Source organism: Arthrobacter sp. S41, assembly GCF_004320535.1.
GTDB lineage: Bacteria > Actinomycetota > Actinomycetes > Actinomycetales > Micrococcaceae > Glutamicibacter.
In genome coordinates this window covers 942,408-967,993 of the sequence record NZ_SIHY01000001.1, presented here as the reverse complement: position 1 = coordinate 967,993, position 25,586 = coordinate 942,408, and the positions used below count along the sequence as shown (strand labels likewise).

Below are 25,586 nucleotides of genomic sequence, written 5' to 3'. Positions count from 1 at the left end.
GGCAATTGCCTTGGGTCTTCAACTTTAAGACTTCAACTGCGCCACAACATGACCGTGCAGCCGTGCCGTCGGGCGCGAGCGGGTCTGGGAGTCGAGAAGTTCAAAACCCGCGTTTTCTAGTAGCCCGACCAAGAATCGAGGTGGCAAGTACCAGGCGGGTGCGACTTTGTGGGCAAACGGTTGAACTTTGTCGCCCGCAAAGAAGCCCATGAGTAATTGACCACCAGGATTTAGGACTCGTGCGAACTCAGAGAAGATTGAAGGCAATTGTTCTGGGGGAGTATGGATTACCGAATACCACGCCAGCAGCCCAGCAAAGTGATTGTCGCTGAAACTCAGATTCGACAAATCGCCCTGCTGAAAAGTGCATTCACTGTAGCTCTTGGCCGCATGAGCCAAAAATTCTGGAACCATATCAACGCCCGTGGCGGGGCGTTGGGGACCAGAGATAAATTGAGTCCACTGGCCAGGGCCGCATCCGGCATCCAAAACGGGTCCGCGCACACCTTCGGCCCACGTAGCGATCAGCTCACGATCTTCTTTCTCCGCCTGCTCAATGGCACCGAACAAGTCGATATAGCGCTGGGCTATCGACGAGTATTCACTGGCAGTTTGGACCGAGGGTTCTACGCTACTCATTGCACCAGCATAGGCGCAGGGCAAGAGCATCAAAGATGTTGCTAAGCTCTGGATAAATACTGCGATGTGGAGAGCCATCAATGAAAGAATTATTGACCCAGCGACTGCACTTGCGCTCATGGACAACTGACGACGCACCATTCTTGCTGGACCTAGAGTCGCGCGCTGCAACCATGCGGTATCTCGGTCCGGGCGCAACTTGCATGACAACCTTGGATCAGGCACTAGCTTCCATCGCTAGACGTCGGGGAATAATCGCCAAAGGGCAAGGCATTTGGGCTGTAGCTGATCGTGAGACTGATGCGTTGGTTGGAAATGTTCTTTGCAAACCGTTGCAGGGTGAAACTCAACAGAGCATTGACCTGAATTTCCTGCAGACACCAATCGAGGTTGGGTGGCACCTGCACCCGAGTGCTCAAGGCCAAGGATTTGCGACGGAAGCGGTGAGGGAGGTCCTGAACTACGTCCGTGAATCTGGCGGGGAATCGGTCTTCGCGATCGTAGATCCAGGCAACGTCCCCTCGCAGAAAGTTTGTCAGCGCCTAGACTTTGCCCGCATCGCCGAAACCAATGGGTACGCTCAACCGGAGCATTGCGTTTTCCGGCGACTGTTGAGCTAAAGGTCGGACTTGAAGGCGCTCCCGGCATGCGCACCTTCGAAATCCACCGGCATTGCCCATGGTATTGAACCTCATTGCCCGCAAATTCGCACTAACTGGAACGGTGGCGGATAATGAGAGAAGGTTCCAACGCGGTAGACTAAGTATTTCGCATGGGCTCACAGCCACCACGGGCGAATTTGTAAAGGGGACGAGCGTGTCTTTGCTTAAGACCATCAAGAAACCAAGCGATCTTCGGGCGCTGTCCTTAGAACAACTAGACGATCTTGCAGAGGAAATCCGTACTTTCCTGATCGATAATGTTGCCCGTACAGGTGGCCACCTTGGCCCCAACCTTGGTGTTGTCGAGCTAACCTTAGGCATTCATCGAGTCTTCGATTCGCCGCAGGACTCCATCATCTTTGATACCGGGCACCAGTCCTACGTTCACAAGCTGCTGACCGGACGCCAGAACTTCGAAACCTTACGCCAGCAAGGCGGGCTCTCAGGCTACCCTGATCGAGCTGAATCAGAACACGACGTCGTGGAATCCTCACATGCCTCTGCATCCTTGTCGTGGCTCGACGGAATTTCTCGCGCCAATAAATTGAGGTCCAACAACGACCGTTATGCCGTGGCCCTAGTCGGCGATGGTGCACTAACTGGTGGCATGGTCTGGGAAGCGGTCAACAACATTGCCGCCGATAAAGACCGCAAGGCCGTCATCGTGGTTAATGACAATGGTCGGTCTTACGCCCCAACTATCGGTGGTTTGGCCAATCAGCTTCTGGGCCTGCGTCAGCAACTGGATAAGTTCCGCACCCACCCGGCGTACGAAAACGCCATGGAAAAGCTCAAAGACAAGCTCAAGGGATCCGGCGCCGTCGGCGGATTCACCTATAAGTCCCTTCATGCCACCAAAAAAGGCATCAAAGACTGGTGGGCTCCACAGGGATTGTTTGAAGACTTGGGTCTGAAGTACATCGGCCCTATTGACGGACACAACCAGCGTGCCGTCGAAGAAGCTTTGCAGCAAGCCAAACAGTATTCGGGACCAGTGCTAGTGCACGCATTGACTGAAAAGGGACACGGCTACGCTCCAGCCCGCGCCGATGAAGCTGACCAGTTCCATGCCGTGGGAATCATTGATCCCGTGACCGGTCTGCCCGTTTCCAAGTCGAGCGCGCAGAGCTGGACCAGCGTCTTTGGCGAGGAAATCGCCAAGGTAGCCAACGAACGTGATGACATTGTCGCCATTACCGGTGCCATGTTGCAGCCGGTGGGCTTGAAGAAGATGGCTCAAGAGCATCCTGAACGCGTCATTGACGTTGGCATTGCCGAACAGCATGCGATGACCACCGCGGCAGGATTAGCCTTCGGCGGGCTACACCCAGTGGTTTGCGTGTATGCCACCTTCTTGAACCGCGCATTTGATCAGCTGCTCATGGATGTTGCCTTGCATAAGGCCGGCGTCACCATCGTCCTTGACCGCGCTGGCGTGACCGGTCCTGACGGCGCCAGCCACCACGGCATGTGGGATATGGCGTTGACGCAGATTGTGCCAAATCTTCATCTGGCTGCACCACGTGACGCTGATCGACTCCGCGAAGAATTACGTGAAGCCCTGGAAATCAGCGACGCACCAAGCGTTGTTCGATTCTCCAAGGGATCAGTTGGGGAACCCATCGACGCCATCGATCGCTTGCCCGACGGTGTGGACGTGCTCGCTCGGTTGGGGGACAAGTCCGCTCCGGATGTCTTGATCGTTTCGGTTGGTGCGATGAGCGAATTGTCTTTGGACGTCGCGCAACGCCTGAACAGCCAGGGCGTTTCGGTCACCGTTGTTGATCCTCGCTGGGTATTGCCCATGCCAACCTCGGTGATTTCGTTGGCCGCTCGCCATCGCATCGTTGTCTGCATCGAAGACGGCGTCCGCGCTGGTGGTGTTGGTTCGCGTCTTCGCACCGAAATGCGTGCCGCTGGTGTTGATACTGCTCTTAATGAAGTTGGTTTGCCTACCGAATTCCTGGCTCACGGTACCCGTGCTGAAGTTCTGGACCGTGTGGGACTGACCGCGCAACAGGTGGCCCGCGACACTTTGGCTCAGGTGCTCGGAACCAAGGTCCCGTTCGCTCGTCCACTACCAGGGCAGGATCTTCCTACAGGACAGATTCCAAAGCTATGAGCTCAGTTCAGGCATGCCCCCAAGGACTTCCTCGCACACCAAAAGTGATCGCAACTGGTGAGTTGGTAGTCGCCCGTGCCTGGAAATTTGATGGCACGCCACACTGGGTAGTTCCGGGTTTCTACCTCGGACAAGACGAGTACGGGCACTGGCTCCATCAGCCCAAAGGCTCACTCGTAGCGCGTCCCGGCGTTGCCCACCTGGCTCAAAGTGATGCGTTGTGCCTCATTCCTCACGAGGGTCCGTGGATTGCCACGTTGTACGCACAGCCCACGGAAGACTTTGATGTCTATATCGACTTGTCGCACCAGATCGGTTGGCAGGCAATGAAGTCTGGTGGCTGGGAAGTGAATTCGATAGATCTTGATCTGGACGTTATTCGCTCTCGTAGTCGGGGGACATTCTTGGATGACGAAGACGAATTCGAAGAACACTCTGTGGCTATGGGCTATCCAGAGCAGCTAAAAACGGAAATGAGCGGAGCGGCGCGAGAGTTGTTGGACCTCGTCGCAACAGATGCTTCACCTTTTGACCGGTCCTATCGAAACCAATGGTTAGCCAAAGCCGGCGACCTGCCCACGACCTAAACACTTTTACTGATTTTTTACTGACCTGAAAAGGGAAAACAATGGCGATTATTCGCACCTATCGTTTAGACGACAAGAACGTACTGCACTTCCGCGAAGCGTGGTTCCAGCAGTTTGAAGACGGCGAGCTGGGTCAGTTTGTCATCAACCATGGCAGCGTTGGGCACATGTCCACCACCAGCGATGTTCAGGACGTGAACAACGACCGTGCCGACGAGCTTTTTGCGGGTTTCCTGCAGGCATGCACCGATGAAGGCTACGCCGAAATCAAGGATGAAGACCAGACTTGGGTCATCGTTCAGTACACGCTGAAGTCAGCTGCAGGTACGGAACGTGACCAGTACTTGGAGAAAAAGGTCAAAGAGGCGCTCACCGGTCACTTGGCATGGCGTGGCCTGGGCACCGTTGAGTCCAGTGATTTTGCTCCACGTAAGTTGAATATCCGTGTTCTTTCGCCGGCTCCAAAGCTCGCTGTTTCAGCTATCAAGACTTGCATCCGCGAAGCCAAGCTCGATTTCACCAAGATGAGCATCGGCACCGCTGATTACGCGACTCCAGAAAAACTCAAGCAGGTTCACCCGTTGCCAGCGAAGCCAATGACCCTGAGCTAATTGGTTTTGCCTTCTCTTCTTCCGCAACCAATGCAGGAAGCGGACTATCAGGCCGTACATGCACTCTCACGCTCATTAGGCCGAAACGCCGAACCTGCGCGTTTTGGCGTGGAAGGTTGCCAGTTAGTGCTGAAGGATTCCCAAGATAAGCTGCTTGGCTGGGCTAAGGCAAGCTGGTGGGATCCCGACGATGAACTGGCACCGGCAGGGTTCTATCTGTCCGGCGTGGAGATTGCAGCTGACTTTCAGCAGCACGGGTTGGCCTCAATCTTGACCACCGCGCGACTGGAATGGATAGCCCACCGTGCCGATCGGGCATGGTGTGTTGTGAATGCGCAAAACACTGCGTCGCTCGCGTTGCAGCGGTCTTTTGGATTTAGAGAAATTTGTAGAGCACCACAGTTCGGTTCTGTGCAGTTCACTGGCGGAAGTGGCCTTTTGCTGTGCAAGGAAGTCACCCCCAGCAACCGTGCTTCCGCCGACCGCAAGAAATAAGGAACTTAGTAGAAATGATTCCACAGGAAGATCGGGACGAGACTCCCGGTGCCCAACGCAAGGCGCCACCGATGGGTGCCACTCGAACGCCACTGCATTTGGTGTTCCAAGCTTGTGTTGGCGTGATTATCGGTCTGGGTATCGCTTCGGTGTTCTCCGGAGCTGCCCCGGCAAAGCTTGCACTGGCTGGTGTGCTGGTGATTGTTGTTGTTTGGATCGTTGAGCAGGGCTTCCGACTGCCTGCGCCTAACACCAAGCCCGGTGCCCGAGTTCGTTTGGTGTTGCGCCTTGTATCCCTAGTGGGCTTTACCCTTGCCGTTAGCCCATTGCTCACGCTGATTGAAGCATGAGCCAAGAACAACTTTCAGCTCAGCCCAAGCAGCGCCGGAGTATCAAACAATGGCTTTGGATGCTGTTGCAGGTCATTGCCGGTGTAGGAATCGGTACTGCCATGGCCAAAGCCATGTCACTACCCGAAGAACAAGTTGCGCTCATTGGTACGATCATTACGCTGGTCACCTGGTTGGCGGATGAAGTCATTTCATTGCCTTCAAAAGATAGCAAGCGGGGCGCAGTGATTCATGGGTCGATTCGTTTTCTAGCCCTCGTTGGTTTCATCATGGCGTTACAGTCCTTGGCTGCGCTGAATGGATTCTCGCGCTAGCAGCAGCCCAAACGGGCACAAAAAACCGGTCGAAGCATTCTCTAAAATGAGAAGCTTCGACCGGTTTTTGTTTAGCCGTCAGATACTAGTCTGTACCAGCGTCGAATGCTGCAGATTCGATGGCACGATCGGTAGCGAGATCGTCGCTATCAACGCGGGTTGCGTTGACGATATCGTCAGCGCCACCTTCCTCAAGCGAGCCAACCAGCTCAGCGGTGGTTCCACCGACAAGACCCATTCTGGCGTACTGTTCTAGGCGACCGCGCGAGTCGGCAATATCCAGGTTTCGCATGGTCAGCTGACCGATACGATCCACTGGACCGAAGGCTGCGTCGCCCACGCGTTCCATGGACAGCTTGTCTGGGTGGTAACTGAGCTTCTCGCCCTCGGTGTTCACGATCGTGTAGTCATCTCCACGGCGCAAGCGAACGGTTACGGTACCGGTAATGGCAGAGCCAACCCAGCGCTGCAGCGACTCGCGCAGCATCAGAGCTTGTGGGTCCAACCAGCGACCTTCATACATCAGGCGGCCCAGACGGCGGCCTTCGTTGTGGTAGCTGGCAACGGTATCTTCGTTGTGGATCGCATTAACCAAGCGCTCGTAGGCGATGTACAGCAGCGCCATAGCTGGTGCTTCGTAGATGCCGCGCGACTTAGCTTCGATGATGCGGTTTTCGATCTGGTCGCTCATGCCCAGACCGTGGCGCCCACCGATGATGTTCGCTTCATTGACCAAGGCAACCGAGTCGGTGAATTCCTTGCCGTTGATGGCAACTGGACGTCCAGCGACGAAGGAAACCGAAACGTCTTCGGTCTTAATCTCTACGCTTTCATCCCAGTACTTAACGCCCATGATTGGCTCAACGGACTCGATGGAGCTGTCCAGCAGTTCCAGAGTCTTAGCTTCGTGGGTTGCACCCCAGATGTTGGCATCGGTCGAGTATGCCTTCTCGGCGGAGTCGCGGTAAGGGAAGTCGTGTTTCTGAAGCCACTCCGACATTTCCTGGCGGCCACCGAGCTCGGTGACGAAGTTTGGATCCAACCATGGCTTGTAGATGCGCAGCTTTGGGTTTGCCATCAGGCCGTAGCGGTAGAAACGCTCGATGTCGTTGCCCTTGTAGGTCGAACCGTCGCCCCACACGTCCACGCCATCTTCGCGCATTGCGCGAACCAGAAGGGTGCCGGTAACGGCGCGGCCCAATGGGGTGGTGTTGAAGTAAGTCTTGCCACCGGAGCGGATGTGGAAAGCGCCGCAGGCCAGTGCTGCGAAGCCTTCTTCAACCAGTGCTGGCTTGCAGTCAACCAGACGGGAATTCTCGGCACCGTATTCCAGCGCACGGCTTGGAACGGCGTCGATGTCCGGCTCGTCGTACTGGCCGAGGTCGCCAGTGTAGGTGTAAGGAATGGCGCCCTTGTCGCGCATCCACGCTACTGCCACCGAGGTGTCGAGGCCACCGGAGAACGCGATTCCGACGCGTTCGCCTACAGGAAGATTGGTAAGAACTTTAGACATGTTTCCATCCTAATGGATAAATATGCAATGCAGTGAATTGTGTCTTGGACTCTTTGCTTTTCAGACCTACCAGATAGCCTATGGGTATAAGGTCGCGCAGTGAAGCGGCAGATGAAAAACAGTGAGGTGCACATGGAGTTCCGTCAACTAGGCCGCAGTGGTTTGAGCGTTTCAGTCGTTGGTTTGGGATGCAACAATCTGGGACGCTCGGGGACCGTCACGCAGAGCCAAGAAGGTACCGACGCCGTGGTTCATGCAGCATTGGACGCTGGAATCACGTTCTTCGATGTTGCCGACAACTATGGCAAAACTGCTGGGCTCTCCGAACAACGCCTGGGTAAAGCGCTGGGCAAGAACCGCGAAAATATCGTGTTGGCCACTAAATTCGGCATGGATGTTGCCGGAGCTAACGGACCAGATTTTAACGCCCGCGGATCACGTCGCTACATCATGAAGGCTGTGGAAGCGTCATTAAAGCGTCTGGGTACTGACCATATTGATCTGTACCAATTCCACACTCCTGATGCGAACACTCCGATCGAGGAAACCCTCCGTGCGCTGGACGACTTAGTGACCAGCGGCAAGGTCCGCTACATTGGCCACTCAAATCGTGCCGGATGGCAGATCGCCCAGGCAGAGTACGTGGCTCGCGAATTGGGAACCGAACGATTCATCTCGGCGCAAAATCATTACAACTTGATTGATCGCCGCGCCGAGTTGGAAGTCCTGCCAGCCGCCCGCGAAATTGGCCTCGGCGTGCTTCCGTACTTCCCATTGGCTAACGGCCTGCTCACCGGAAAATATTCAAAGGGCCATGCACCTGCTGGTAGCCGCCTCACCCATGCTCGACAGCAATTGGTCGAGACCTCCGACTTTGAACAGCTTGATCGCTTCGCCCAGTTCGCCCAGCAGCGCGATCTGGCACCAATCGAGCTTGCCTTCTCATGGTTGGCCGCACAGGAACCAGTCACTTCTGTGATTGCTGGCGCCACTCGTCCCGAGCAGATCCAGATGAATGCTCAAGCTGTACGTTGGGTACCGACAGAAGAAGAGCGCAAGGAACTTGATGAGATCTTCCCGGCGCCGACCAAAGTGGCCTTGTTCTAGTCTGAAGAACCACTAGCTCGGACCAATAATTAAACTGAGAGGTTGCGACCCTAAAGAGTTGCAACCTCTCAATTTTTGCGCTGAAGCTTTTTTACTTGCTTTCAGTTACGTACACAACGACCTGACCGTCGGTGATTTCGGTAGCGTACCTGGCCAACGGGGCGACGGCAGGACCATCAAGAACGGTTCCATCAGCCGGCTTAAACCGAGAGCCATGGCAAGCGCAGAAGAAATCATCTTTGCTTGAATCGGGGGTGACTACACAACCTTGGTGTGTGCAGACGCTGGAGAAGGCCAGTACAGACTTTTCATCTGGGCGGAACAGTAGTACTGGTATTTCCGCGCCAGAGGGATGTTTTGCCTGAACGGAAGTGCGTGCACCGACTTCAAGATCGGACAGCTTGATGACTTTCTGCCCTTCACCGGTTGGCTTCGGTGCGGCAGAGGCCTCAGGGGTATCAGCTTCCGAATGTCCGTCACCGCAAGCGGTCAACAATGCGGCGGAACCAAGGGCTGCAGAAGCGCACATGATGGTGCGGCGTGCTGGTAAGGCGAAGTCAGTCATGGGTTTATTCTGACAGAAGTCGCTGTGACGGTGCTAAGGAATTGGAAATTAATTAATTGCTGTCACTACGACGTTGGGCCCCAACCCTAATGGATTGAGGCCCAATGTTCGCTAAGTTCTAGCTGTTGAACTTCTTGCCGTTCACTCGTTCCGCGGCTCCAACCTGGTCAAGGTAAGGAGTGATTCCGCCGAGGTGCATTGGCCAGCCGGCACCGGTGATCATGCAAAGATCAACATCGGCCGCTTCGGCCACAACGTTTTCTTTGAGCAGCAGTCCGATCTCTTCTGCCAGAGCATCCTGCACCCGAAGCAGAATCTCTTCCTTGGTCGAGGGCTTCTCTCCCTGATTCAACAATGGTGCTGCCTGAGGGTTCAGTTCCTGCGAGCCATCCTCATTCTTCACCCACAGTGCAGTGATCTTTGCATCAATCAATTTCTGCAGGTTTTCAGAGACAGCGAAACGGTCTCCAAAAGCAGCGTTCAAAGATTTGTTCACATGCTGAGCCACTGGCAAGCCAACCATGGCCAACAGGGTGAACGGACTCATTGGCAGACCCATAGGTGCCAAGGCAGAATCCGCAGTCTGTGCGTCGGTACCTTCATCGAAGGCAGCCTGGACTTCGCTCATCAGTCGAAGCAATACGCGGTTGACCACAAAGGCCGCCGAATCTTGGGTCTTCACAGTGGTCTTCTTCAGTGCCTTGCCGACCACAAACGCCGTGGACAATGACGTCTCGTTGGTCCATTCGGTGGCTGCGATTTCCAGCAACGGCATCAGTGCTACCGGGTTGAAGAAGTGGAATCCAACCAGGCGCTCTGGGTGTTTAAGATCGCGTCCCATCTCGGTCACGGATAGTGAGGACGTATTGGTGGCCAAGACGCAGTCGGGGGAGACCACGGCTTCAACTTCGGCAAAGACCTGCTTCTTAACCGAGAGCTCTTCGAATACGGCTTCAATAACAAAGTCAGCATCGGCAAACGCTTCCTTGGTTACCGATCCTGAAACCAGTGCCTTGTAGCGATTGACGCCATCTTGGCTCATGCGACCTTTGCTGTGCAGCTTGTCGATCTCACCATGGATGTAGGCAATACCCTTGTCTACGCGTGACTGGTCCAAGTCGGTGATGACCACCGGTACATTGAGTCGACGGACGAACAGTAGCGCGAGCTGGCTTGCCATCAGGCCGGCACCAACAACGCCCACCTTGGTCACCGGGCGCGCAAGCTTGGCATCCGGTGCGCCTGCTGGTCGCTTGCCACGCTTCTGTACTAGATCCAAGAACGCGTAGACAGTGTTCTGGAACTGAGGTGTACGCATCAGACCGGTCAGAGCTTCAATTTCAAGCTTGGCGGAGTCAGGCTGGGAAAGAGTCAGACCCTTTCGGAATACTTCGAGCACCTTGTATGGTGCCGGTGCTGCCCCGGAAAGCTTGGCATCGACAAACTTTTCTGCCTGATCGGCGGCTTCCAACCAGCGGCGGGCCACCTCGGGGTCGCTCGGATCCACGGCGTTGGGACGCTGGACCTGCGTGGTTCCAGTGAGTACTGAATCAACAAAACCGGTTGAGTGTTCGATGAAATCTGCTGGCTCGAACAACGCATCAGCCACGCCCATCTTGTATGCCGCAGGGCCTGAGAGCGTGCGGTTGTTGTTCAGTGGATTCTCGATCATGACCTTCAAGGCATTTTCGGGACCGACCAGACGTGGAAGGCGGTAGACGCCGGCCCACCCTGGAATCAATCCGAGGAATCCTTCAGGAAGACCCAAAGCGCCAGCTGCTGTGCTCACCGTGCGGTAGTTGCAAGCCAGTGCAATCTCTAGACCGCCACCGAGGGCTAGCCCGTTGATGAAAGCGAAAGTTGGAACGCCCAAATCGGCAAGTAGCTCATAGGTGTAGTGACCCAAAGTTGCCATGGCCGTGGCCTGATCTGGTTCGCTCAGTCGGGTGACCGCGGACAAATCGGCACCGGCGATGAGGAAGTAGGGCTTTCCCGTAATGGCCAAGGCATGGATTTCGCCGGCCTTGGCACGTGCAGCTTGAGTCTCAAGGGTCGCACGAAGTTCCAGCAGGCCGTTGGGGCCCAGGGTGGTTGGCTTTTTGTGGTCAAGGCCGTTATCTAAGGTCAGTAGGGCGAGAGTCTTGCCGCTGGGCAGAGCAACGTCCGTGACATAGGAGTGAGTGACGGTTTCGTCGTGCATCATTTCAGCGACGGCCGCGAAGTTTTTGGTGTTTGCAGTCATTGTCTCTTCCTTATGCCTTGCTGCCAAAGTCTGCATGGTTTGGGTTTTCCCAAATGACGGTGCCACCCATGCCCAGACCGATGCACATGGTGGTGATGCCGTACCGTACCGAGTGGTCTTCAGAGAACTGTCGGGCAAGCTGGGTCATCAGGCGAACGCCGGAGGAGGCCAGTGGGTGGCCGACGGCGATCGCTCCACCGTAGCGGTTTACTCGATCGTCATCCTGCTCGATTCCGTAGAAGTCGAGGAAGGAGAGTACCTGGACGGCAAAGGCTTCATTAATTTCGAATAGGCCGATGTCCTTGATGCTCAGTCCGGCCTTGGCTAGAGCCTTTTCTGTGGCAGGAACGGGACCGTAGCCCATAACGTCTGGTTCAACGCCGGCGAAGGCGAAGGAGACCATACGCATTTTTGGCGTTAGACCGAGCTCGCGCGCTGCTTGTCCGCTGCTTAGCAGGGCTGCGGTGGCGCCGTCGTTCAGGCCAGCGGCGTTGCCGGCGCTGACTCGTCCGTGGGCACGGAATGGGGTGCGAAGATCTGCCAAGGATTCCATGGTGGTCCCTGGACGTGGTGGCTCATCGGCGGTCTTGACCGACCAGCCCTCGCCTGGACGCTTGGCAGCGACGGGAATCAGATCGGGCTGGATCTGCTGGTTTTCGTATGCCTTGGCTAGCTTATTTTGGGAGGCCACGGCGTAGCGGTCAGCGCGTTCCTTGGTGATCGCCGGGAAGCGGTCATGCAGGTTTTCCGCGGTGTTGCCCATGTTCAGGGCCTGCGGATCCACGATCTTTTCGGAAAGGAAGCGTGGGTTTGGATCGGCCCCAGCACCCATCGGGTGGTTGCCCATATGTTCTACGCCGCCTGCTACAACGATGTCGTAGGCGCCAAAAGCAATGCCACCTGCAGTCGCGGTTACCGCGGTCATGGCGCCGGCGCACATGCGATCAATGGCAAAGCCTGGAACGGATTTTGGGATTCCGGCCAGAAGGCCCACGGTGCGGCCCAAGGTCAGGCCCTGATCGCCGGTCTGCGTGGTGGCGGCGATCGAAATTTCGTCGATCTTTTCTGCCGGCACTTCTGGGTTGCGTTCGAGTAGTCCGCGAACGGCCTTGACCGCCAGATCATCGGCGCGGGTACCGTGGTAGATGCCCTTCTCGCCGGCCTTGCCGAACGGGGTTCGGACACCGTCGATGAAGACTACATCGCGGTCGTTGAGCGAAGGGTGCACGTTATTGGGCACGGTCGAAGCGTTGGCACTCACCGTCGGGCTCCTTGGGGTTGGTTCATGCTGCCCAGCATAGGGCAGTGGCCAGCATCACTGTGACCTAAACCATACGTTACTCAGTAGTAACTTGAAGTGCAAGTGCAACCCATCACACTTTGCTTATACCTCGGCAAATGCCTGCGCAAAGCTGGTTACAAGCAACTCTCGCTGCCAAGGGCGAGCGCCCAAACCAGCCAGCTTTTCATCAATGCCCTCGGCACTGATCAACACCGGTGGATTCCAGCACAGTTCCCGAAGATATTTAGGGGTCAGCAAGTTTTCTGCCGGAATGTTCCAGTGTTCGCTGACTTCAGCGAGCACAAGCTTTGCCGCTTCAAGCCGAGCCGAAGCCGCCGGATTCTTCTCAGCCCACGACCGTGGATGAGGCAACCCGGCCTTGCTGGCGCGCAGCTCAGGCAAGTCTTTGGTCAGTCGTCCGCGCTGAATGGCATCCATCCAGCGTGGAGCATCTCGTTTGGCGTGGCGGGTATGGAAACCGGGGATTTGAAGCAACGCGGGAACGCTCGCAGCACGCTGCTCCACGGCTGCCATAATTGCTCGATCAGGCAAGAGTCGGCCTGGGGCGACGTCTTGGCTTTGGGCCAGAGACTCGCGGGAAAGCCATAGCTCGCGGGCGATAGCTAGGTTGCGTCGGCCCTTGAGCTTATGGACCCCGGACAGCTTGCGCCACGGTTCCTCGGCTCGCTGTGGGTCAGGCAGATTGCGTTCGTATTCAAACTCTTGGATGGCGAAGTCTATCTTGCCTTGCTCTTCAAGAATTTTGCTGATTTCCTGACGTAGCTGCTCAAGAACTTCTACATCCAAGGCCGCGTAGTTTAGCCATGCTTCAGGCAATGGGCGGGTGGACCAGTCAACGGCTGAGTGTTCTTTGGCCAATTGCAGGCCAAGTAATTCGGCCACCATAGTGCCAAGTGAAACTCGTGGAAAACCTGCCAATCGGCCAGCCAGTTCGGTGTCAAACAACGAGGTCGGGGACATGCCCAGTTCGTGAAGGCAAGGAAGGTCCTGCGTGGCAGCATGCAGGATCCACGGCTGCTGGTTCACAAAGTCACGCAGGACGCTCAGGTCATCAAGCTCTTCGGGATCGATCAACCACGTGCCAGCGCCCTCGCGACGGATTTGAAGCAGGAAGGCTCGTTGACCATAGCGGAATCCACTGGCTCGCTCCGTGTCCACTGCCAAATCCCCGGTGCCAGCACTGAGTTCACGCACGGCACGCCGCAAGGCGGCAGGGGTGTTGATGACCTCAGGAATACCGTCTCGCGGATGCGTGAGCGGAATCAGCTGAGGTTCAGGCGACTGTGAGTCTGCGGGGGAGGATGCGGAAGCGGTGGCGTCAGAATTCGGCATGATACTTCTATTCTAGATCTAACCGTCCGCCTCTAATGTGCTTGTGAGACTTAACTAAGTCGACGGTGTGGCAGTTGCTCAACACCTTCGGGCAACGGTGGTAGTCCGGCAAAGGTGCATACCAGGTCGGCCCACGCACTCAAATGCGGTCCGAGGTCCTCTGAATCCGGCGACCATGAAGCGCGCAGTTCGATGTCAATGTGGTCTTGTTCCCCGCGCAGGTTGCCAAAAGATTCTGAAATGACCCGGGTGGCAGTCCCTCCGGCCAAATGGTGGAACGCTTCACGCTCACGCAGGGAATCTTCCAGCCACGACCAGGCGACCGACGCCAGCATCGCGTCCTGCCCCATGTCGTGATCTAAGCGTGCACGCACATAGGTGACGATGCGGAACTGGCCATCCCATAACTCTTGGCCGGCCGGATCAAATAAGAGGATGAATCGTCCGGTAGCTAGTTGCTCCTGCGACTGCAGGAACGGGGTGCGGCCGATCTCTTGTCCGTGGGGACCGTGATCGGGCGAAACCGTATCGACCACGTCGCCGCTGAGCGCCAGGGCAAACGGTGCAAGCCGACCGGGGGCCGGGATTTCGGTGAACTTCAGTTCTTTGCGTACCTTGGCGTGCGACAGCTCTTCCAGGGCCTTGGCGAAGGCGCTCGGGATGGCTGAGGCAGGGCGATCGTTGGTCACAATTTGAGTCTAAACGTGCCGTACCTTGGGTTGGGTACGGCACGCCGATCCGCGCTCAGCCTAAGCAGGGACGTGGGAACCCATGAGCTCACGAAGTTTGGTGATGAACGCTGCCACGTCTTCTTCGGTGGTGTCGAAGGAGCACATCCAACGCACTTCGCCAGCTGCGCGGTCCCAATCGTAGAAGCGGAAGTGCTTGCGCAGTTCATCGCTGACAGCGGTGGGAAGCTTGGCAAAGACCCCGTTGGCTTGTGTTGGGTAAACCAGTTCCACGCCGTCGATCTGTTCAACCGCTTGAGCCAGCTTGGCAGCCATCGCATTTGCGTGGCCGGCCAGTTCCTTCCACAAACCGGTTCCGTAGAGCTCGATCAGCTGGGCAGAGATGAAACGCATTTTGCTGCCCAGCTGCATGTTCATCTTGCGCAGGTATTTCATGTCCTCGGCGAGCTCCTTGCGCAAGGTCAGGATGCCTTCGCCGAGCAGGATGCCATTTTTGGTTCCGCCGAGGGACACGATGTCGACCCCTGCATCGGTGGTCAGTGCGCGCAAAGGGACGTCAAGCGCGGCCGCGGCATTGGACAATCGTGAACCGTCCAGGTGCACCTTCATCCCCAGCTTGTGCGCGTGATCGGTGATGGCCTTGATTTCCTGCGGGGTGTACAAGGTGCCAAGTTCTGTGGCCTGGGTGATGGACACGGCTAGTGGCTGTGCGCGGTGTTCGTCGCCGTAGCCCCACGCTTCCTGATCAATCAGTTCAGGGGTGAGCTTGCCATCTGGCGTTTGAACCTGCAACAGCTTAAAGCCGCCGACTCGTTCCGGGGCACCGTTCTCATCCACGTTGATATGCGCGGTGCTGGCACAAATCACTGCACCCCAGCGTGGCAACAACGACTGAAGCGCTGTGACATTGGCTCCGGTGCCGTTAAAGACGGGGAAGATTGTTGCCTCGTCGCCAAAGATTTCGCGCGCCGTCTTACCTAGCTGCTCGGTGTATTGGTCTTCGCCGTAGGAGATTTGGTGTCCGCCGTTGGCGCGGGTGATCGCCTCAAGGATGCGAGGGTGAACTCCCGAGTAGTTATCGGATGCGAAGCCGCGTACGTTGGCGTCGTGAAGTGAAGTCATAATGTTTGGATCCTTGGACTGTAGTAAAGGTATGAAGTGCGGGTGGCCGCGAAGCTTCAGAACAGCGTTCTGTATTTATTCGGGCAGTACTCAGGCGCTTGGCAGCACCATGCGCGTGCCGTTGTGTGCCACCGCATCATCGGCTAATAGATCTATGGCGCTTTGGGCCAGGTAGCTCACCGGTGTGTGTCCCGCCGGGGCATCTTCGGCCGACTTTTCGCTCAGCGCCTTCACCACCCAACTGACCGCGGCAGCATTGGGCGCGTTTTTGCTAAACAGGCGTGCGATCGCGTTGACCCAGTGTTCGGCGGCGGCCTTGACTGCACCATAGTTGGCGTTCGACGGCGTTGGGTTAGTGACTGCCTGCGCACTGACGATCGCCAATCGCCCGGATGGTGAGTCCAGCAGATCCTGGACAAACGCGCGGGTGGTATTACGCAGTGTTGTCAGCACCATGCGTTGCAGGAAGTCCCAGTCTTCATCACTCTGACCGACGATGGACTTGCCGCCCCGCCAGCCCCCAACTAAATGGATGAGCGAATCAATAGGACCGTGGTCCTCATGGATGCGTCGAGCCAATGCTTCGACGGCCGCAAAATCAGTGAGGTCGCATTCGTAGCGGGCTTTGGCGAAGGCCAGCCGTTCATCGAGGCGAGTCTGATTGCTACCCACCGCCAGCACCTGTGCTCCGGCCTCCGTGAGCGCGCGAGCGCAGGCGATCCCGGAAGCCGACGTGGCGCCAGCGATGAGCACTAAACGTGGTGTTTGATTCAAGAAGAGTCTTTCTTTGCTCACAATTCCTAGCCTAAGGCAGGAGTCCTAGATTTCCGATGCTCCGGTCATGCCCTTGGTCGACTCGATGACGCTGGCCATCTTCTTATTTAGCGCCTCGTAGAACATGGACAAAGGGAACTCATCATCCATTACTTGGTCCGTGATTTCACGAAGGGGAGCAGTCAGTGGCAGGGCCTGTGGTCCCTTGGCCCACTGTGAGGCAGGGTTTGGAGTCACGGTGTTCGCAACCAGTTCGTACGCCGCTAGCCAATGGGCCACCTTCGGGCGGTCGATGGACTTCCAGTACAGTTCGTCAATTGCATCTCCGAGCGCAGCGACGACTTCTGGAACCTGGTCCCAGTCGATACGTAGTTTGGTATCGGTCCAGTGTAGAACGTGGTGCTGGTGCATCCACGCGAAGAGCAGCTGGCCACCCAAACCGTCGTAGTTACGAACGCGCGATCCGGTGATGGCAAAGCGGAAGATCCGGTCAAAGATCACCGCGTATTGAACCAGCTTAGCCATCTTGGCAGTCTTGGGATCGGTGTTGGGATCGTTGTTAATCTTCATGGACTCACGGAATGCGGTGAGATCACAACGCAACTCTTCAAGGGAGTACAGGAAGAACGGCATGCGCTGCTTGATCATGAAGGGATCAAAAGGAAGATCGCCACGCATGTGAGTGCGATCGTGGATTAGATCCCACATGATGAAGGTTTCTTCAGTCAGATGCTGGTCCGACAGTAGCTCAGCTGCATCATCCGGCAACTGCAAATTGGTGATGGTTGCAGCTTCTTGCAGAACCTTGCGGAAGCGTGCGGCCTCACGGTCTTGGAAAATTGCGCCCCAAGTAAATGACGGTGTTTCGCGAATGGCTACGGATTCCGGGAAGAGCACAGCGGAATTGGTGTTGTAACCCTCGGTGAAGTCAACAAAACGTAGGGGAACAAAGAGTGCGTTGGTGTAGCTGGTGCTTTCGAGCTCTGCGATGAACTCGGGCCACATGACCTGAACGAGTACCGCTTCCAGATGGCGATTGGTGGAACCGTTCTGCGTGTACATCGGGAAGAGTACTAGGTGGATCAGACCGTCGATCCGCTGGGTTTGCGGTTGGAACTGCACCAGCGAGTCCAAGAAGTCCGGAACATCAAAACCGCTCTCGCTCCACTTTTCGAGGTCAGCGACCAGCTGTTCAAGGTATTCGTTGTCATGCTCGAAGTGGACCTTGAGCGCATGAACCGAGGCGATGATCGAATCGACCAGTTCGGTGGCGCGAGGAAGCGCAACCTCGTCGGATAGAGACCCATCTTTCGCCTGCAAACCTTGGAATTCTGTGGCGGCTGATTTTAGGGTCAGCCATGCTTCACTGTTTGCAATCTGCAGAACCTGCGCATCGCTGGCCGGCATTGGCTTGGCAGAAATCTGAGTCATTTCAATACACCTTCTTCTTTTCATGTTTGGGTAGCGCTCATGTGCTTGACATGAACGCTACGCCCAAACAATAGAAAAGTTGGTGCTGAGTGATTGGTGAATAAGTAAGTCTTATTCTTACTGTGACGCGGACCGCGCTACGATCAGAAGAATAACCCCTAAGCGTTACGCAACGTCAAGCTCAATGAGTTCATGCAAAAGCGCAGATCGGTAGGAGTATTAAACCCCTCACCTTCAAAGACGTGGCCCATATGCGAATCGCACTTGGCGCAACGAACTTCAACGCGCTTCATACCCATCGATTCATCGGTGATGTACCGAACGCGGTCTTCGGCCAGTGGGGCGTAGAACGAAGGCCAACCACATGAGGCATCAAACTTCGTGGCACTAGCGAACAGCTCAGCGCCGCAAGCTCGGCAAGCGTATACTCCCTCGGTGGTGGTGTCCCAATATTCGCCCGTGAAGGGCCGCTCCGTGCCGGCCTGGCGCAGCACCCGGAATTCGTCCGGCGAGAGAATCTCTTGCCACTGCACTTCTGTTCGTTCCGTTGCGTCGTCGGCTATTTGGTCATCATGGTTAACAGGTTCATTGCTCATACTCATAGAAACGTACAGCACCAACAGATGATTCCCACGGCACATCATGGAAAGATAAAAGTATGGCTCGGAATATCGTAGATACCTTGGAACCACGCAAAACCGTCCCAGCGACCCTGCTCGGCATCTCATTGGGTGTGGGCGCCGGTTCACTAGTTGCCGCCAGCGTTTCGGCGCTCGCCGGTTATTTCGCTCGACGGGTGGTTACACCCGAGGAACGGCGTACCGGCAACAGTATGATCCGTGAAGTTGTCACCGATCATGAGGGAAAACTCTGGGTTCATTTTGCCAAGGATGCAGAAACCAACCAGCCAGGCCCCTGCATTTTCCTGACCGAATTTGATGCGTGCTCCATTCGGCTTTCAGCGCCCGAAGAGGTTCCGGGCAAACCGAAAATCGTCGCGCGCAAAATTGAACGCGTCTACCGCGGCAGCCTCGAAGGGGTGCGACGCGGCTATCTCTCCGGAGCTGTGTACGAGCACCCTGCAGATCTCGGCTATGTCGCCGAAGACGTCGTGGTGCCGTTGGAAGGTGGCGACGGGCCTGCATGGCTAGTTGAAGGCACCGAGAATAAAAACGTGTGGGTTATCGGCGTGCATGGCCGAGGCGCTAGACGCAATGAATCGATCAGGGCATTGCCAGCTCTGACTGCCATGGGCGTAACCACCTTGCTCATGAGCTACCGCAATGACGGCCTCGCTCCGAGTGCTGCTGATGGCCGCTACGGATTGGGCGATACTGAATGGCACGATGTGCAATCGGCGGTGCGTTTTGCCAAGGAGCACGGCGCTCAACAGATCATCCTGCTCGGTTGGTCCATGGGTGGAGCCATCAGCCTGCAAACCGCCGATCGAAGCGAACTGGCGTCCGAGATTGATTCGTTGATGCTCGTTGGGCCGGTCATTAACTGGGTTGACGTCCTGTCCCACCAGGCCCGCAGCAACCGCATCCCTCAATCGGTCGGTCGATTTGGCCAGTGGCTGCTGTCCAACAAGGCTGGGCGCTGGGTTACCGGACAGGCAGCGCCGGTCAACCTCAAACGCCTGAACTGGGTCGATAGGGCTAGCGAGTTGAAGCACCCGACGTTGATCATGCACAGCCGTGATGACGAATTTGTTCCGAACGGACCAAGCCTGAAACTAGCGGCTCTTCGTCCCGATTTAGTCACGCTGCGCACCTTCACCAAGGCCGGACATACCCGCGAGCCCAATGTTGATCCCCAGGGTTTTGAGCAAGCAGTCACCAACTTCCTGACCAAGCGCATCGCCGCCCGCGCCACACTCTAGGCAAAACAACTCCAGGCAAAACAAAGGACCCAGTCTGCGCTTCGTTCAATAAACGAAGTGCAGGCTGGGTCCTTTGTATACCTCGAAAATCAGCCGGTGGCTATCGGTGCCCAGATTGCAGAAGTGGCCTTGGCAGCATCATGGGGAGCGATCTCTAGGCTGAAACCACGTCGACCGCCGGAGATGAACACCGTCTCAAATTGCTGTGCACTGCTATCGATCACCGTGGCCGAAAGTTGGCGTTGTCCGAAGGGAGAAATCCCGCCTAAGACGTAACCGCTTCGGCGTTGGGCCGCGGCCTTGTCAGCCATTTGGGCTTTCTTTTTTCCTAGGGCTAGTCCCACCGCTTTGAGGTCCAACATGGCCGCGACCGGAACCACGGCCACTGCTAGATCCTCGCTAGCGTTGGAACCGGTGGAAACTATCAGGGTCTTAAAAACCCGTTCACCGTTCACACCCAGTTGTGCTGCCGCTTCACCACCGTAACTTTCGGCTGAATCGCTGTGTGTATAACTATGCGCAACATAGCTAATGCCAGCAGCATCCAACGCGGCGGTTGCCGGGGTGGACGCGGACTGCTTCTTCTTGCCCACTTCTCAGTTTTCCTTAGGTTCAAAAATTACTGCGTTGTGCAGGGATAGCGCTTCCTAGGCTTCCAGCTGCTCGGTGATCTGACGCTTGATACGGCCCAGCATCGCGGTCATGCCGCGCATGCGCAATGGCGAAAGCGCGCGAGTCAGACCCAACTGCTGTGGCATATCATCGGGGACAGCCAGGATCGATGCTGCATCTGCACCATCGAGGCCAGTAGCAAGCACCGAAGCAAAACCACGGGTGGTTGGTGCCTCTGGGGGAGCGGAGAAGAACAGGTTAACCTCTCGGTTGCCTCCGGCAGCCACTTCAACCACCAAAAACAGTGGTGACTGGCATTCGACGACCTGCTCAAAAAGTTCCGGGTGCTCCGCTAGGCGCGGCGGAAGCTCGGGCAAATCTCGCGAGTAATCAAGTAGCAACTCTAGGCGGTCCGCTTCAGGAACCTCAGTGAACTCTTCGACGATCTCTTGCAGTTCGGAAGGCAGCTGGCTCATGCGCGAACTCCACGCTTGGCAGGAACCTCGCCCTTAGCTTCGCCACGCACGATCGGCACGCCAACTGCATTGCCCCACTCGGTCCAGGAACCGTCGTAGTTACGCACACTTTCGAAGCCGAGCAGGTGCTTAAGTACAAACCAGGTGTGGCTGGAGCGTTCACCGATGCGGCAATAGGCCACCACATCGTCGCCCGGCTGCAACCCGGCGCCCTCAAGGTAAATGGCTTCAAGCTCTTCACGGGAACGGAAAGTGCCGTCCTCGGCAGCGGCCTTGGCCCAAGGCACCGACGCTGCGCTAGGAATGTGCCCACCGCGCAGGGCGCCTTCCTCAGGGTAATTAGGCATGTGGGTGCGTTCGCCGGTGTATTCCTCGGCCGAACGGACGTCGATCAGCGGGTTGCCCAAGTGATTAAGTACCTGAGGCAGGAAGGCGCGGATTTTCTCATCTTCGCGTTCGATCACTGGGTACTGGGTGGCTGTCACCGCTGGCTTGTCGGTGCTCAGTTCACGACCTTCGGCGATCCATTTATCACGCCCGCCGTCCATCAAACGCACATCTTCATGGCCAAAGAGGGTGAAAACCCACAATGCGTAGGCTGCCCACCAGTTGGACTTGTCCCCGTAGATCACCACGGTGCTCTCGCGGGTGATGCCCTTGGCGGCCATCAACTTCGCAAACCCTTCACCGTCGACGTAGTCGCGGGTGACCTCATCGTTCAGCTCGGTGTGCCAATCGATCTTCAACGCGCCAGGCACGTGCCCGGTGGAGTAGAGCAAGATGTCCTCATCGGATTCGAGCACAACGAGGTTCTGCGATCCCAGATTCTCGGCGACCCACGCGGTGGATACCAACCGCTCTGGGTGGGCGTACGCGGCGTACTTCGGGTTGGACTCAACAGGCAGCGACATTAACAATCACGATCCTTGTAGTTCTAATGATTTAGCCCGCTGGGTACAGCAGGCTTTGGGCTTTACTTCTACCCTAGTCCCGAACGCGGATGATCACAGTGTGGGCTTCGACATTTTAGGCAATCATCACGAGCATTCAAGGTAAACTGACCGTTGGGCTTGCCATGGCAGGCTGCGAATTATTGAGTAATCAACTGAAGGACTCTCACAGCCAATGGCGACGATCACCCACCTGAGCGAGACCAAGCCCAACGTTTCAATCGAAGACTTGTTGGCCGGCTTCCACCCGTCCTACCGCTTTGGTGAAGTGTCCTTCGATACCTACCGTCCAGACCCGACCCAGCCCTCGCAAGCCGAGGCAGTTAATAAGCTCAAGGCTTTTGCGGAAACCGTCGGCAAAAACGGTTCGGGATCATTCTTCTCCAAATTGTTCGGGAAGAAGAAGGAAACCAAAAACGGTATCTACCTTGATGGTGGTTTCGGCGTGGGCAAGACCCACCTGCTTGCTTCGCTGTGGCACGCCGCCCCAGGTCGCAAGGCCTTCGGAACCTTCGTGGAGTACACCAACCTCGTTGGCGCTTTGTCCTTCCGCCAGACCGTTGAAGTACTCAGCCAGTACTCGCTGGTATGCATTGACGAGTTTGAATTGGACGATCCGGGGGACACCGTGTTGATGTCTCGCCTGATGCGCGAACTCTCTGACGCTGGCGTGAAGCTGGCCGCGACCTCCAATACGCTTCCTGGCGCCTTGGGCGACGGTCGATTTGCCGCGGTGGATTTCCAGCGCGAAATCAAGACCCTCTCCGAGCAGTTCGACGTTCATCGCGTTGACGGCGAAGACTTCCGCCACCGTGGTTTGCCTGATGCGCCAGTACCACTGGACGATGATCAGATCGAGGCTTTCGCAACGCAACGCTATGCGGAGAAAACCTTGGCCGTGGATAATTTCGACGATCTGGTCGCCCACCTCTCGCAGGTTCACCCTTCGCGTTACCGCCAGCTGCTGGCCGAAACCGATGTTCTGGTTCTGCACAACGTAGGTACCATTACCGATCAGGCCATCGCCCTGCGCTTCGTTGTTCTTGCCGACCGCCTGTACGACAAGGATGTTCCTATCGTTGCTTCGGGCAAGCCGTTTAGCGAACTGTTCACCGCAGAGATGATGTCTGGCGGTTACCAGAAGAAGTACTACCGCGCGGTGTCACGTTTGACTGCCCTAGCCCGTGAAGGTCAGGCCGGCGAAGAGGTCAGCTAGCGCCTAGAGCCACGTAACTTTTCTTCATCGCCGAGCACTGCGCTCGGCGATGAAGTGCGTTAACAGCCCGGCCACCAGTGCCCAGAAGGCACCGCCGATTCCGAATAAGGTCAAGTTCCCGGCTGCGACCAACACGGTCACCAGGGCGCTTAGTCGCCACGTGGGATCGCTCATTGATCCGAGCAGAGCGCTGGTGAGCGTGGCGAGTAGTGCCAGCCCTGCGGCGGCTTGGAACAGTCCTTCAGGGGAGGTATTGGCCAGCGAGACGATCAACGCGCTCAGTGCACCGAAGATGAGGTAAAAACCACCTGAGCTGAAGGCCGCTCGCCAGCGTAACTTCGGATTGGCCCCGGCTTGTTCTCCTGCTGCCAATGCCGCAGTGATGGCCGCTAGGTTGATGGCATGACCGCCGAAGAATGCACCGAGTGCCGAGCCGACACCGGTGAACAGCATTGAGGGCCGCCATGGAAGCTGGTATCCGAAGGAATTGAGCACCGCGACGCCCGGGATGTTCTGCGAGGCCATGGTCACGATAAGCAGCGGCACACTAATGCTCGCGATCGCTTGCCAGGTGAATTCGGGAGTTACTAAGTGCAGTTGCGGCAGCACCTGAAGTTGATCCCACGATCCGTTGCGCCAAATGTGGAAGATTCCGAAGCACACCGCTGCGAGCATACTCAACGCCACCGCAAATTTTGGTAGCAAACGCAGCCCGATCAGGAACACCAAAAGGATTCCCAGCGCAGGTACGGTAATAGTTCCCAACGCCGTGAACGGTTTGATGCACAGCGGAACTAAGACTCCGGCCAGCATGCCTTGAGCCAGCGGAACCGGGATTTTGGTCAGCAACTTGTGCAGCCCGGGGAGCAGACCGGTGAGAATAATCAGTACACCGCTGACGATGAACGCGCCGATGGCCTGTTCAAAACTGAATGCGCCTGGTGCCAGTGAGGCAAGCATCGCCGCTCCCGGTGTGGACCAGGCAATGCTGATCGGCATCCGGTGGCGCCATGACAGGGCGATCGTGCACAGCCCCACGCAGACCGACAACGCCAGCAATCCGGAGGCTGCTTGAGATGGTGTGGCCCCTACCTGAAACAATCCTGCGAGTACCACTGCGAAGGAAGCGACAAAACCCACCATGGTTGTTATCAACCCGGCAATGATTGATTGACTGAGGTGATCTTCAGAGGACGTGCGTGGAACCATAACTCATTTTTACAGGTACAGCCGGCTTGGGGATAATCACTTCCGTTTGTGAAGATAAACAGAAAAGGTACCGACCTTAGTCGGTACCTTTTCGGGATGCTCGGGCAAGGCCGAGGGGAGTAAACGAAGCAATTAGCCTTCGTTGTTCTCGCCTTCGCCACCCTCAGCGCCTCCGCCGAGTCCGTTGACGTAGTCGTTAGCACCACCCTGGATGCCGTCTACCTGGTCAGCGAACTTGCCACCGGTCTTGTCGTCGATGAAATCGCCGACCTGATCGATACCCTGCGAGACCTGATCTGGGTTCTCCTGCGCGAATTCCTCTGCCTTGCCACGCAGATCATCAAATCCTGCCATGCTGCACCTCCATTCGTTTGTGGGAACCCCTTTAGCTCCACAATTGTTCTCCACCCTAAATCGAAAAACCTAAACATGGAAGAGCTAAGCGAAACTCGGGCGTGTCGAGTCACAAAACTTAAAGCAAAAATGGGAACCACTTGGAGTGATTCCCATTTTTTATTGGAGCGGTCAACGAGGTTCGAACTCGCGACCTCAACCTTGGCAAGGTTGCGCTCTACCAGCTGAGCTATGACCGCAGGATTTATATGAAGTTATGGAGCGGTCAACGAGGTTCGAACTCGCGACCTCAACCTTGGCAAGGTTGCGCTCTACCAGCTGAGCTATGACCGCATGAACATCACAACGATGTTCAGTGCGCGATACTGGGATCGAACCAGTGACCTCTTCCGTGTCAGGGAAGCGCGCTACCGCTGCGCCAATCGCGCCGAAGATTCACGAATGAATCTCGACAAAATTCAAAAAATAATGAATTCACTGAGCGGTCAACGAGGTTCGAACTCGCGACCTCAACCTTGGCAAGGTTGCGCTCTACCAGCTGAGCTATGACCGCATATATTTATTTATAACTGGATTCATGGTCTGGTGAACCATAATTCCGTGCGCGATACTGGGATCGAACCAGTGACCTCTTCCGTGTCAGGGAAGCGCGCTACCGCTGCGCCAATCGCGCAAAAAAGATCTGCAATCTTCATTGCGAGGTGGGGACGGGATTCGAACCCGCGTAAACGGCTTTGCAGGCCGCTGCCTCGCCTCTCGGCCACCCCACCATACTGGTCGAAACCAGAGTGACTAGTTTTACCTAGTCGGTGAATCTTTTTGCGAGCGGACAACGAGGTTCGAACTCGCGACCTCAACCTTGGCAAGGTTGCGCTCTACCAGCTGAGCTATGTCCGCAAAATGTGTTGTTTTCTGAACGTTTCCGTTCTTTCCAACGAGTAAAAACTCTATACGAGAATTCGCATCCATCCAAATCGAAACGCTGAGATCTGGTTCACAGGGCTTAAAAACCGCGGATCTACGGGGGAA

General features: G+C 56.3%; 26 protein-coding genes and 7 tRNA genes. 10 read left to right on the top strand and 23 right to left on the bottom strand.

The features are described from left to right. Positions 1 to 24: 24 nt before the first annotated feature. Positions 25 to 639, bottom strand: a complete 615-nt coding sequence (locus EYR88_RS04480) for a class I SAM-dependent methyltransferase (RefSeq protein ID WP_165477274.1) — start codon at positions 637 to 639, stop codon at positions 25 to 27. An 80-nt stretch (positions 640 to 719) separates the two neighbouring features. Here EYR88_RS04480 and EYR88_RS04475 point away from each other — a divergent pair, with 80 nt between their 5' ends. The 7 genes from EYR88_RS04475 to EYR88_RS04445 all read left to right on the top strand — a co-directional run bounded on the left by EYR88_RS04475 (position 720) and on the right by EYR88_RS04445 (position 5,780). Then, positions 720 to 1,259 (top strand): GNAT family N-acetyltransferase, encoded by a 540-nt coding sequence (locus EYR88_RS04475; protein WP_131088502.1) that lies wholly within the window; start codon positions 720 to 722, stop codon positions 1,257 to 1,259. Positions 1,260 to 1,455: 196 nt separating this feature from the next. After that, positions 1,456 to 3,423 (top strand): 1-deoxy-D-xylulose-5-phosphate synthase, encoded by a 1,968-nt coding sequence (gene dxs / locus EYR88_RS04470; protein WP_131088501.1) that lies wholly within the window; start codon positions 1,456 to 1,458, stop codon positions 3,421 to 3,423. Next, positions 3,420 to 4,010, top strand: a complete 591-nt coding sequence (locus EYR88_RS04465; protein ID WP_131088500.1) for a DUF402 domain-containing protein — start codon at positions 3,420 to 3,422, stop codon at positions 4,008 to 4,010. The genes dxs and EYR88_RS04465 overlap by 4 nt, the downstream gene beginning before the upstream one ends. 41 nt (positions 4,011 to 4,051) lie before the next feature. Continuing rightward, a complete protein-coding gene (locus EYR88_RS04460) occupies positions 4,052 to 4,621 on the top strand; it encodes a hypothetical protein (RefSeq protein ID WP_131088499.1) in 570 nt (189 codons plus the stop codon). Continuing rightward, positions 4,622 to 5,116, top strand: coding sequence for a GNAT family N-acetyltransferase (locus EYR88_RS04455; RefSeq protein ID WP_131088498.1), 495 nt, complete (start codon positions 4,622 to 4,624; stop codon positions 5,114 to 5,116). It abuts the gene before it with no gap. A 14-nt stretch (positions 5,117 to 5,130) separates the two neighbouring features. Continuing rightward, on the top strand, positions 5,131 to 5,466 hold the full coding sequence (locus EYR88_RS04450) for a hypothetical protein (protein WP_131088497.1): 336 nt from the start codon (positions 5,131 to 5,133) through the stop codon (positions 5,464 to 5,466). Further along, complete coding sequence (locus EYR88_RS04445) at positions 5,463 to 5,780, top strand: hypothetical protein (protein WP_131088496.1); 318 nt, start codon at positions 5,463 to 5,465, stop codon at positions 5,778 to 5,780. The genes EYR88_RS04450 and EYR88_RS04445 overlap by 4 nt, the downstream gene beginning before the upstream one ends. 85 nt (positions 5,781 to 5,865) lie before the next feature. Here the strand turns inward: EYR88_RS04445 and argG are convergent, their stop codons facing one another. Further along, the gene (argG, locus tag EYR88_RS04440) at positions 5,866 to 7,293 is read right to left on the bottom strand and encodes an argininosuccinate synthase (protein ID WP_131088495.1); all 1,428 of its coding nucleotides are present in this window, start codon (positions 7,291 to 7,293) and stop codon (positions 5,866 to 5,868) included. Positions 7,294 to 7,425: 132 nt separating this feature from the next. Between argG and EYR88_RS04435 the strand changes: the two genes are divergently transcribed. Next, entirely contained in the window at positions 7,426 to 8,400 is a 975-nt protein-coding gene (locus tag EYR88_RS04435; protein ID WP_131089788.1) for an aldo/keto reductase, read from the top strand. Between the two features lie 91 nt (positions 8,401 to 8,491). On the opposite strand, the gene EYR88_RS04430 is transcribed toward EYR88_RS04435, so the two are convergent. The 9 genes from EYR88_RS04430 to msrB form a co-directional block, all read right to left on the bottom strand. Then, positions 8,492 to 8,965, bottom strand: a complete 474-nt coding sequence (locus EYR88_RS04430) for a Rieske (2Fe-2S) protein (RefSeq protein ID WP_131088494.1) — start codon at positions 8,963 to 8,965, stop codon at positions 8,492 to 8,494. Between the two features lie 118 nt (positions 8,966 to 9,083). Continuing rightward, positions 9,084 to 11,207 carry a 3-hydroxyacyl-CoA dehydrogenase NAD-binding domain-containing protein gene (locus EYR88_RS04425; protein WP_131088493.1) on the bottom strand — a complete coding sequence of 708 codons (2,124 nt, stop codon included), beginning with the start codon at positions 11,205 to 11,207 and terminating at the stop codon, positions 9,084 to 9,086. 10 nt (positions 11,208 to 11,217) lie between these two features. Beyond that, complete coding sequence (locus tag EYR88_RS04420) at positions 11,218 to 12,468, bottom strand: acetyl-CoA C-acyltransferase (RefSeq protein WP_207306460.1); 1,251 nt, start codon at positions 12,466 to 12,468, stop codon at positions 11,218 to 11,220. A gap of 123 nt (positions 12,469 to 12,591) precedes the next feature. Further along, positions 12,592 to 13,842 (bottom strand): HRDC domain-containing protein, encoded by a 1,251-nt coding sequence (locus EYR88_RS04415; RefSeq protein ID WP_131088492.1) that lies wholly within the window; start codon positions 13,840 to 13,842, stop codon positions 12,592 to 12,594. A gap of 50 nt (positions 13,843 to 13,892) precedes the next feature. Beyond that, positions 13,893 to 14,531 carry a DUF3000 domain-containing protein gene (locus EYR88_RS04410; protein WP_131088491.1) on the bottom strand — a complete coding sequence of 213 codons (639 nt, stop codon included), beginning with the start codon at positions 14,529 to 14,531 and terminating at the stop codon, positions 13,893 to 13,895. 60 nt (positions 14,532 to 14,591) lie between these two features. Beyond that, complete coding sequence (locus tag EYR88_RS04405; protein ID WP_131088490.1) at positions 14,592 to 15,653, bottom strand: low specificity L-threonine aldolase; 1,062 nt, start codon at positions 15,651 to 15,653, stop codon at positions 14,592 to 14,594. A 90-nt stretch (positions 15,654 to 15,743) separates the two neighbouring features. Then, positions 15,744 to 16,448 (bottom strand): SDR family oxidoreductase, encoded by a 705-nt coding sequence (locus EYR88_RS04400; RefSeq protein WP_242632451.1) that lies wholly within the window; start codon positions 16,446 to 16,448, stop codon positions 15,744 to 15,746. Positions 16,449 to 16,472: 24 nt separating this feature from the next. Continuing rightward, on the bottom strand, positions 16,473 to 17,858 hold the full coding sequence (locus EYR88_RS04395; RefSeq protein WP_131088489.1) for a DUF6421 family protein: 1,386 nt from the start codon (positions 17,856 to 17,858) through the stop codon (positions 16,473 to 16,475). Positions 17,859 to 18,016: 158 nt separating this feature from the next. After that, on the bottom strand, positions 18,017 to 18,454 hold the full coding sequence (msrB, locus tag EYR88_RS04390) for a peptide-methionine (R)-S-oxide reductase MsrB (RefSeq protein WP_131088488.1): 438 nt from the start codon (positions 18,452 to 18,454) through the stop codon (positions 18,017 to 18,019). Between the two features lie 62 nt (positions 18,455 to 18,516). On the opposite strand from msrB, the gene EYR88_RS04385 reads away from it, so the two are divergent. Beyond that, complete coding sequence (locus tag EYR88_RS04385; RefSeq protein WP_131088487.1) at positions 18,517 to 19,740, top strand: alpha/beta fold hydrolase; 1,224 nt, start codon at positions 18,517 to 18,519, stop codon at positions 19,738 to 19,740. Between the two features lie 89 nt (positions 19,741 to 19,829). Here the strand turns inward: EYR88_RS04385 and ybaK are convergent, their stop codons facing one another. From ybaK to EYR88_RS04370, 3 genes are read right to left on the bottom strand one after another with little or no spacing between them, the layout of a single operon-like run. Continuing rightward, positions 19,830 to 20,333, bottom strand: coding sequence for a Cys-tRNA(Pro) deacylase (ybaK, locus tag EYR88_RS04380; RefSeq protein ID WP_131088486.1), 504 nt, complete (start codon positions 20,331 to 20,333; stop codon positions 19,830 to 19,832). Between the two features lie 54 nt (positions 20,334 to 20,387). Further along, positions 20,388 to 20,828, bottom strand: coding sequence for a SufE family protein (locus tag EYR88_RS04375; RefSeq protein ID WP_131088485.1), 441 nt, complete (start codon positions 20,826 to 20,828; stop codon positions 20,388 to 20,390). Beyond that, positions 20,825 to 21,739 carry a sulfurtransferase gene (locus EYR88_RS04370; protein WP_131088484.1) on the bottom strand — a complete coding sequence of 305 codons (915 nt, stop codon included), beginning with the start codon at positions 21,737 to 21,739 and terminating at the stop codon, positions 20,825 to 20,827. Before EYR88_RS04370 ends, EYR88_RS04375 begins: the two co-directional genes overlap by 4 nt. 214 nt (positions 21,740 to 21,953) lie before the next feature. Here EYR88_RS04370 and zapE point away from each other — a divergent pair, with 214 nt between their 5' ends. After that, complete coding sequence (zapE, locus tag EYR88_RS04365) at positions 21,954 to 22,994, top strand: cell division protein ZapE (RefSeq protein WP_131088483.1); 1,041 nt, start codon at positions 21,954 to 21,956, stop codon at positions 22,992 to 22,994. A gap of 24 nt (positions 22,995 to 23,018) precedes the next feature. On the opposite strand, the gene EYR88_RS04360 is transcribed toward zapE, so the two are convergent. The 9 genes from EYR88_RS04360 to EYR88_RS04320 form a co-directional block, all read right to left on the bottom strand. Then, positions 23,019 to 24,203, bottom strand: a complete 1,185-nt coding sequence (locus EYR88_RS04360; protein WP_131088482.1) for a benzoate/H(+) symporter BenE family transporter — start codon at positions 24,201 to 24,203, stop codon at positions 23,019 to 23,021. Between the two features lie 132 nt (positions 24,204 to 24,335). Then, complete coding sequence (locus tag EYR88_RS04355; RefSeq protein ID WP_131088481.1) at positions 24,336 to 24,557, bottom strand: antitoxin; 222 nt, start codon at positions 24,555 to 24,557, stop codon at positions 24,336 to 24,338. Positions 24,558 to 24,720: 163 nt separating this feature from the next. Beyond that, positions 24,721 to 24,796: transfer RNA gene (locus EYR88_RS04350), tRNA-Gly, on the bottom strand. An 18-nt stretch (positions 24,797 to 24,814) separates the two neighbouring features. After that, positions 24,815 to 24,890 (bottom strand) — tRNA-Gly (locus EYR88_RS04345). A 23-nt stretch (positions 24,891 to 24,913) separates the two neighbouring features. Beyond that, positions 24,914 to 24,985, bottom strand: a tRNA-Val gene (locus tag EYR88_RS04340). Positions 24,986 to 25,037: 52 nt separating this feature from the next. Next, positions 25,038 to 25,110: transfer RNA gene (locus EYR88_RS04335), tRNA-Gly, on the bottom strand. Between the two features lie 48 nt (positions 25,111 to 25,158). After that, positions 25,159 to 25,230, bottom strand: a tRNA-Val gene (locus EYR88_RS04330). A 26-nt stretch (positions 25,231 to 25,256) separates the two neighbouring features. Next, positions 25,257 to 25,327, bottom strand: a tRNA-Cys gene (locus EYR88_RS04325). A 54-nt stretch (positions 25,328 to 25,381) separates the two neighbouring features. Beyond that, a tRNA-Gly gene (locus EYR88_RS04320) sits at positions 25,382 to 25,454 on the bottom strand. Positions 25,455 to 25,586: the final 132 nt, after the last annotated feature.

Coding starts and splice junctions, on each gene's coding strand:
- EYR88_RS04450 (WP_131088497.1), top strand. CDS start 5,131: ATGATTCCACAGGAAGATCGGGACGAGACTCCCGGTGCCCAACGCAAG.
- msrB (WP_131088488.1), bottom strand. CDS start 18,454: ATGAGCAATGAACCTGTTAACCATGATGACCAAATAGCCGACGACGCA.
- EYR88_RS04430 (WP_131088494.1), bottom strand. CDS start 8,965: ATGACTGACTTCGCCTTACCAGCACGCCGCACCATCATGTGCGCTTCT.
- EYR88_RS04355 (WP_131088481.1), bottom strand. CDS start 24,557: ATGGCAGGATTTGATGATCTGCGTGGCAAGGCAGAGGAATTCGCGCAG.
- EYR88_RS04375 (WP_131088485.1), bottom strand. CDS start 20,828: ATGAGCCAGCTGCCTTCCGAACTGCAAGAGATCGTCGAAGAGTTCACT.
- EYR88_RS04360 (WP_131088482.1), bottom strand. CDS start 24,203: ATGGTTCCACGCACGTCCTCTGAAGATCACCTCAGTCAATCAATCATT.
- EYR88_RS04405 (WP_131088490.1), bottom strand. CDS start 15,653: ATGACTTCACTTCACGACGCCAACGTACGCGGCTTCGCATCCGATAAC.
- EYR88_RS04415 (WP_131088492.1), bottom strand. CDS start 13,842: ATGCCGAATTCTGACGCCACCGCTTCCGCATCCTCCCCCGCAGACTCA.
- EYR88_RS04445 (WP_131088496.1), top strand. CDS start 5,463: ATGAGCCAAGAACAACTTTCAGCTCAGCCCAAGCAGCGCCGGAGTATC.
- EYR88_RS04475 (WP_131088502.1), top strand. CDS start 720: ATGAAAGAATTATTGACCCAGCGACTGCACTTGCGCTCATGGACAACT.
- EYR88_RS04370 (WP_131088484.1), bottom strand. CDS start 21,739: ATGTCGCTGCCTGTTGAGTCCAACCCGAAGTACGCCGCGTACGCCCAC.
- EYR88_RS04385 (WP_131088487.1), top strand. CDS start 18,517: ATGGCTCGGAATATCGTAGATACCTTGGAACCACGCAAAACCGTCCCA.
- EYR88_RS04480 (WP_165477274.1), bottom strand. CDS start 639: ATGAGTAGCGTAGAACCCTCGGTCCAAACTGCCAGTGAATACTCGTCG.
- EYR88_RS04425 (WP_131088493.1), bottom strand. CDS start 11,207: ATGACTGCAAACACCAAAAACTTCGCGGCCGTCGCTGAAATGATGCAC.
- argG (WP_131088495.1), bottom strand. CDS start 7,293: ATGTCTAAAGTTCTTACCAATCTTCCTGTAGGCGAACGCGTCGGAATC.
- EYR88_RS04460 (WP_131088499.1), top strand. CDS start 4,052: ATGGCGATTATTCGCACCTATCGTTTAGACGACAAGAACGTACTGCAC.
- zapE (WP_131088483.1), top strand. CDS start 21,954: ATGGCGACGATCACCCACCTGAGCGAGACCAAGCCCAACGTTTCAATC.
- EYR88_RS04395 (WP_131088489.1), bottom strand. CDS start 17,858: ATGACTCAGATTTCTGCCAAGCCAATGCCGGCCAGCGATGCGCAGGTT.
- EYR88_RS04435 (WP_131089788.1), top strand. CDS start 7,426: ATGGAGTTCCGTCAACTAGGCCGCAGTGGTTTGAGCGTTTCAGTCGTT.
- EYR88_RS04465 (WP_131088500.1), top strand. CDS start 3,420: ATGAGCTCAGTTCAGGCATGCCCCCAAGGACTTCCTCGCACACCAAAA.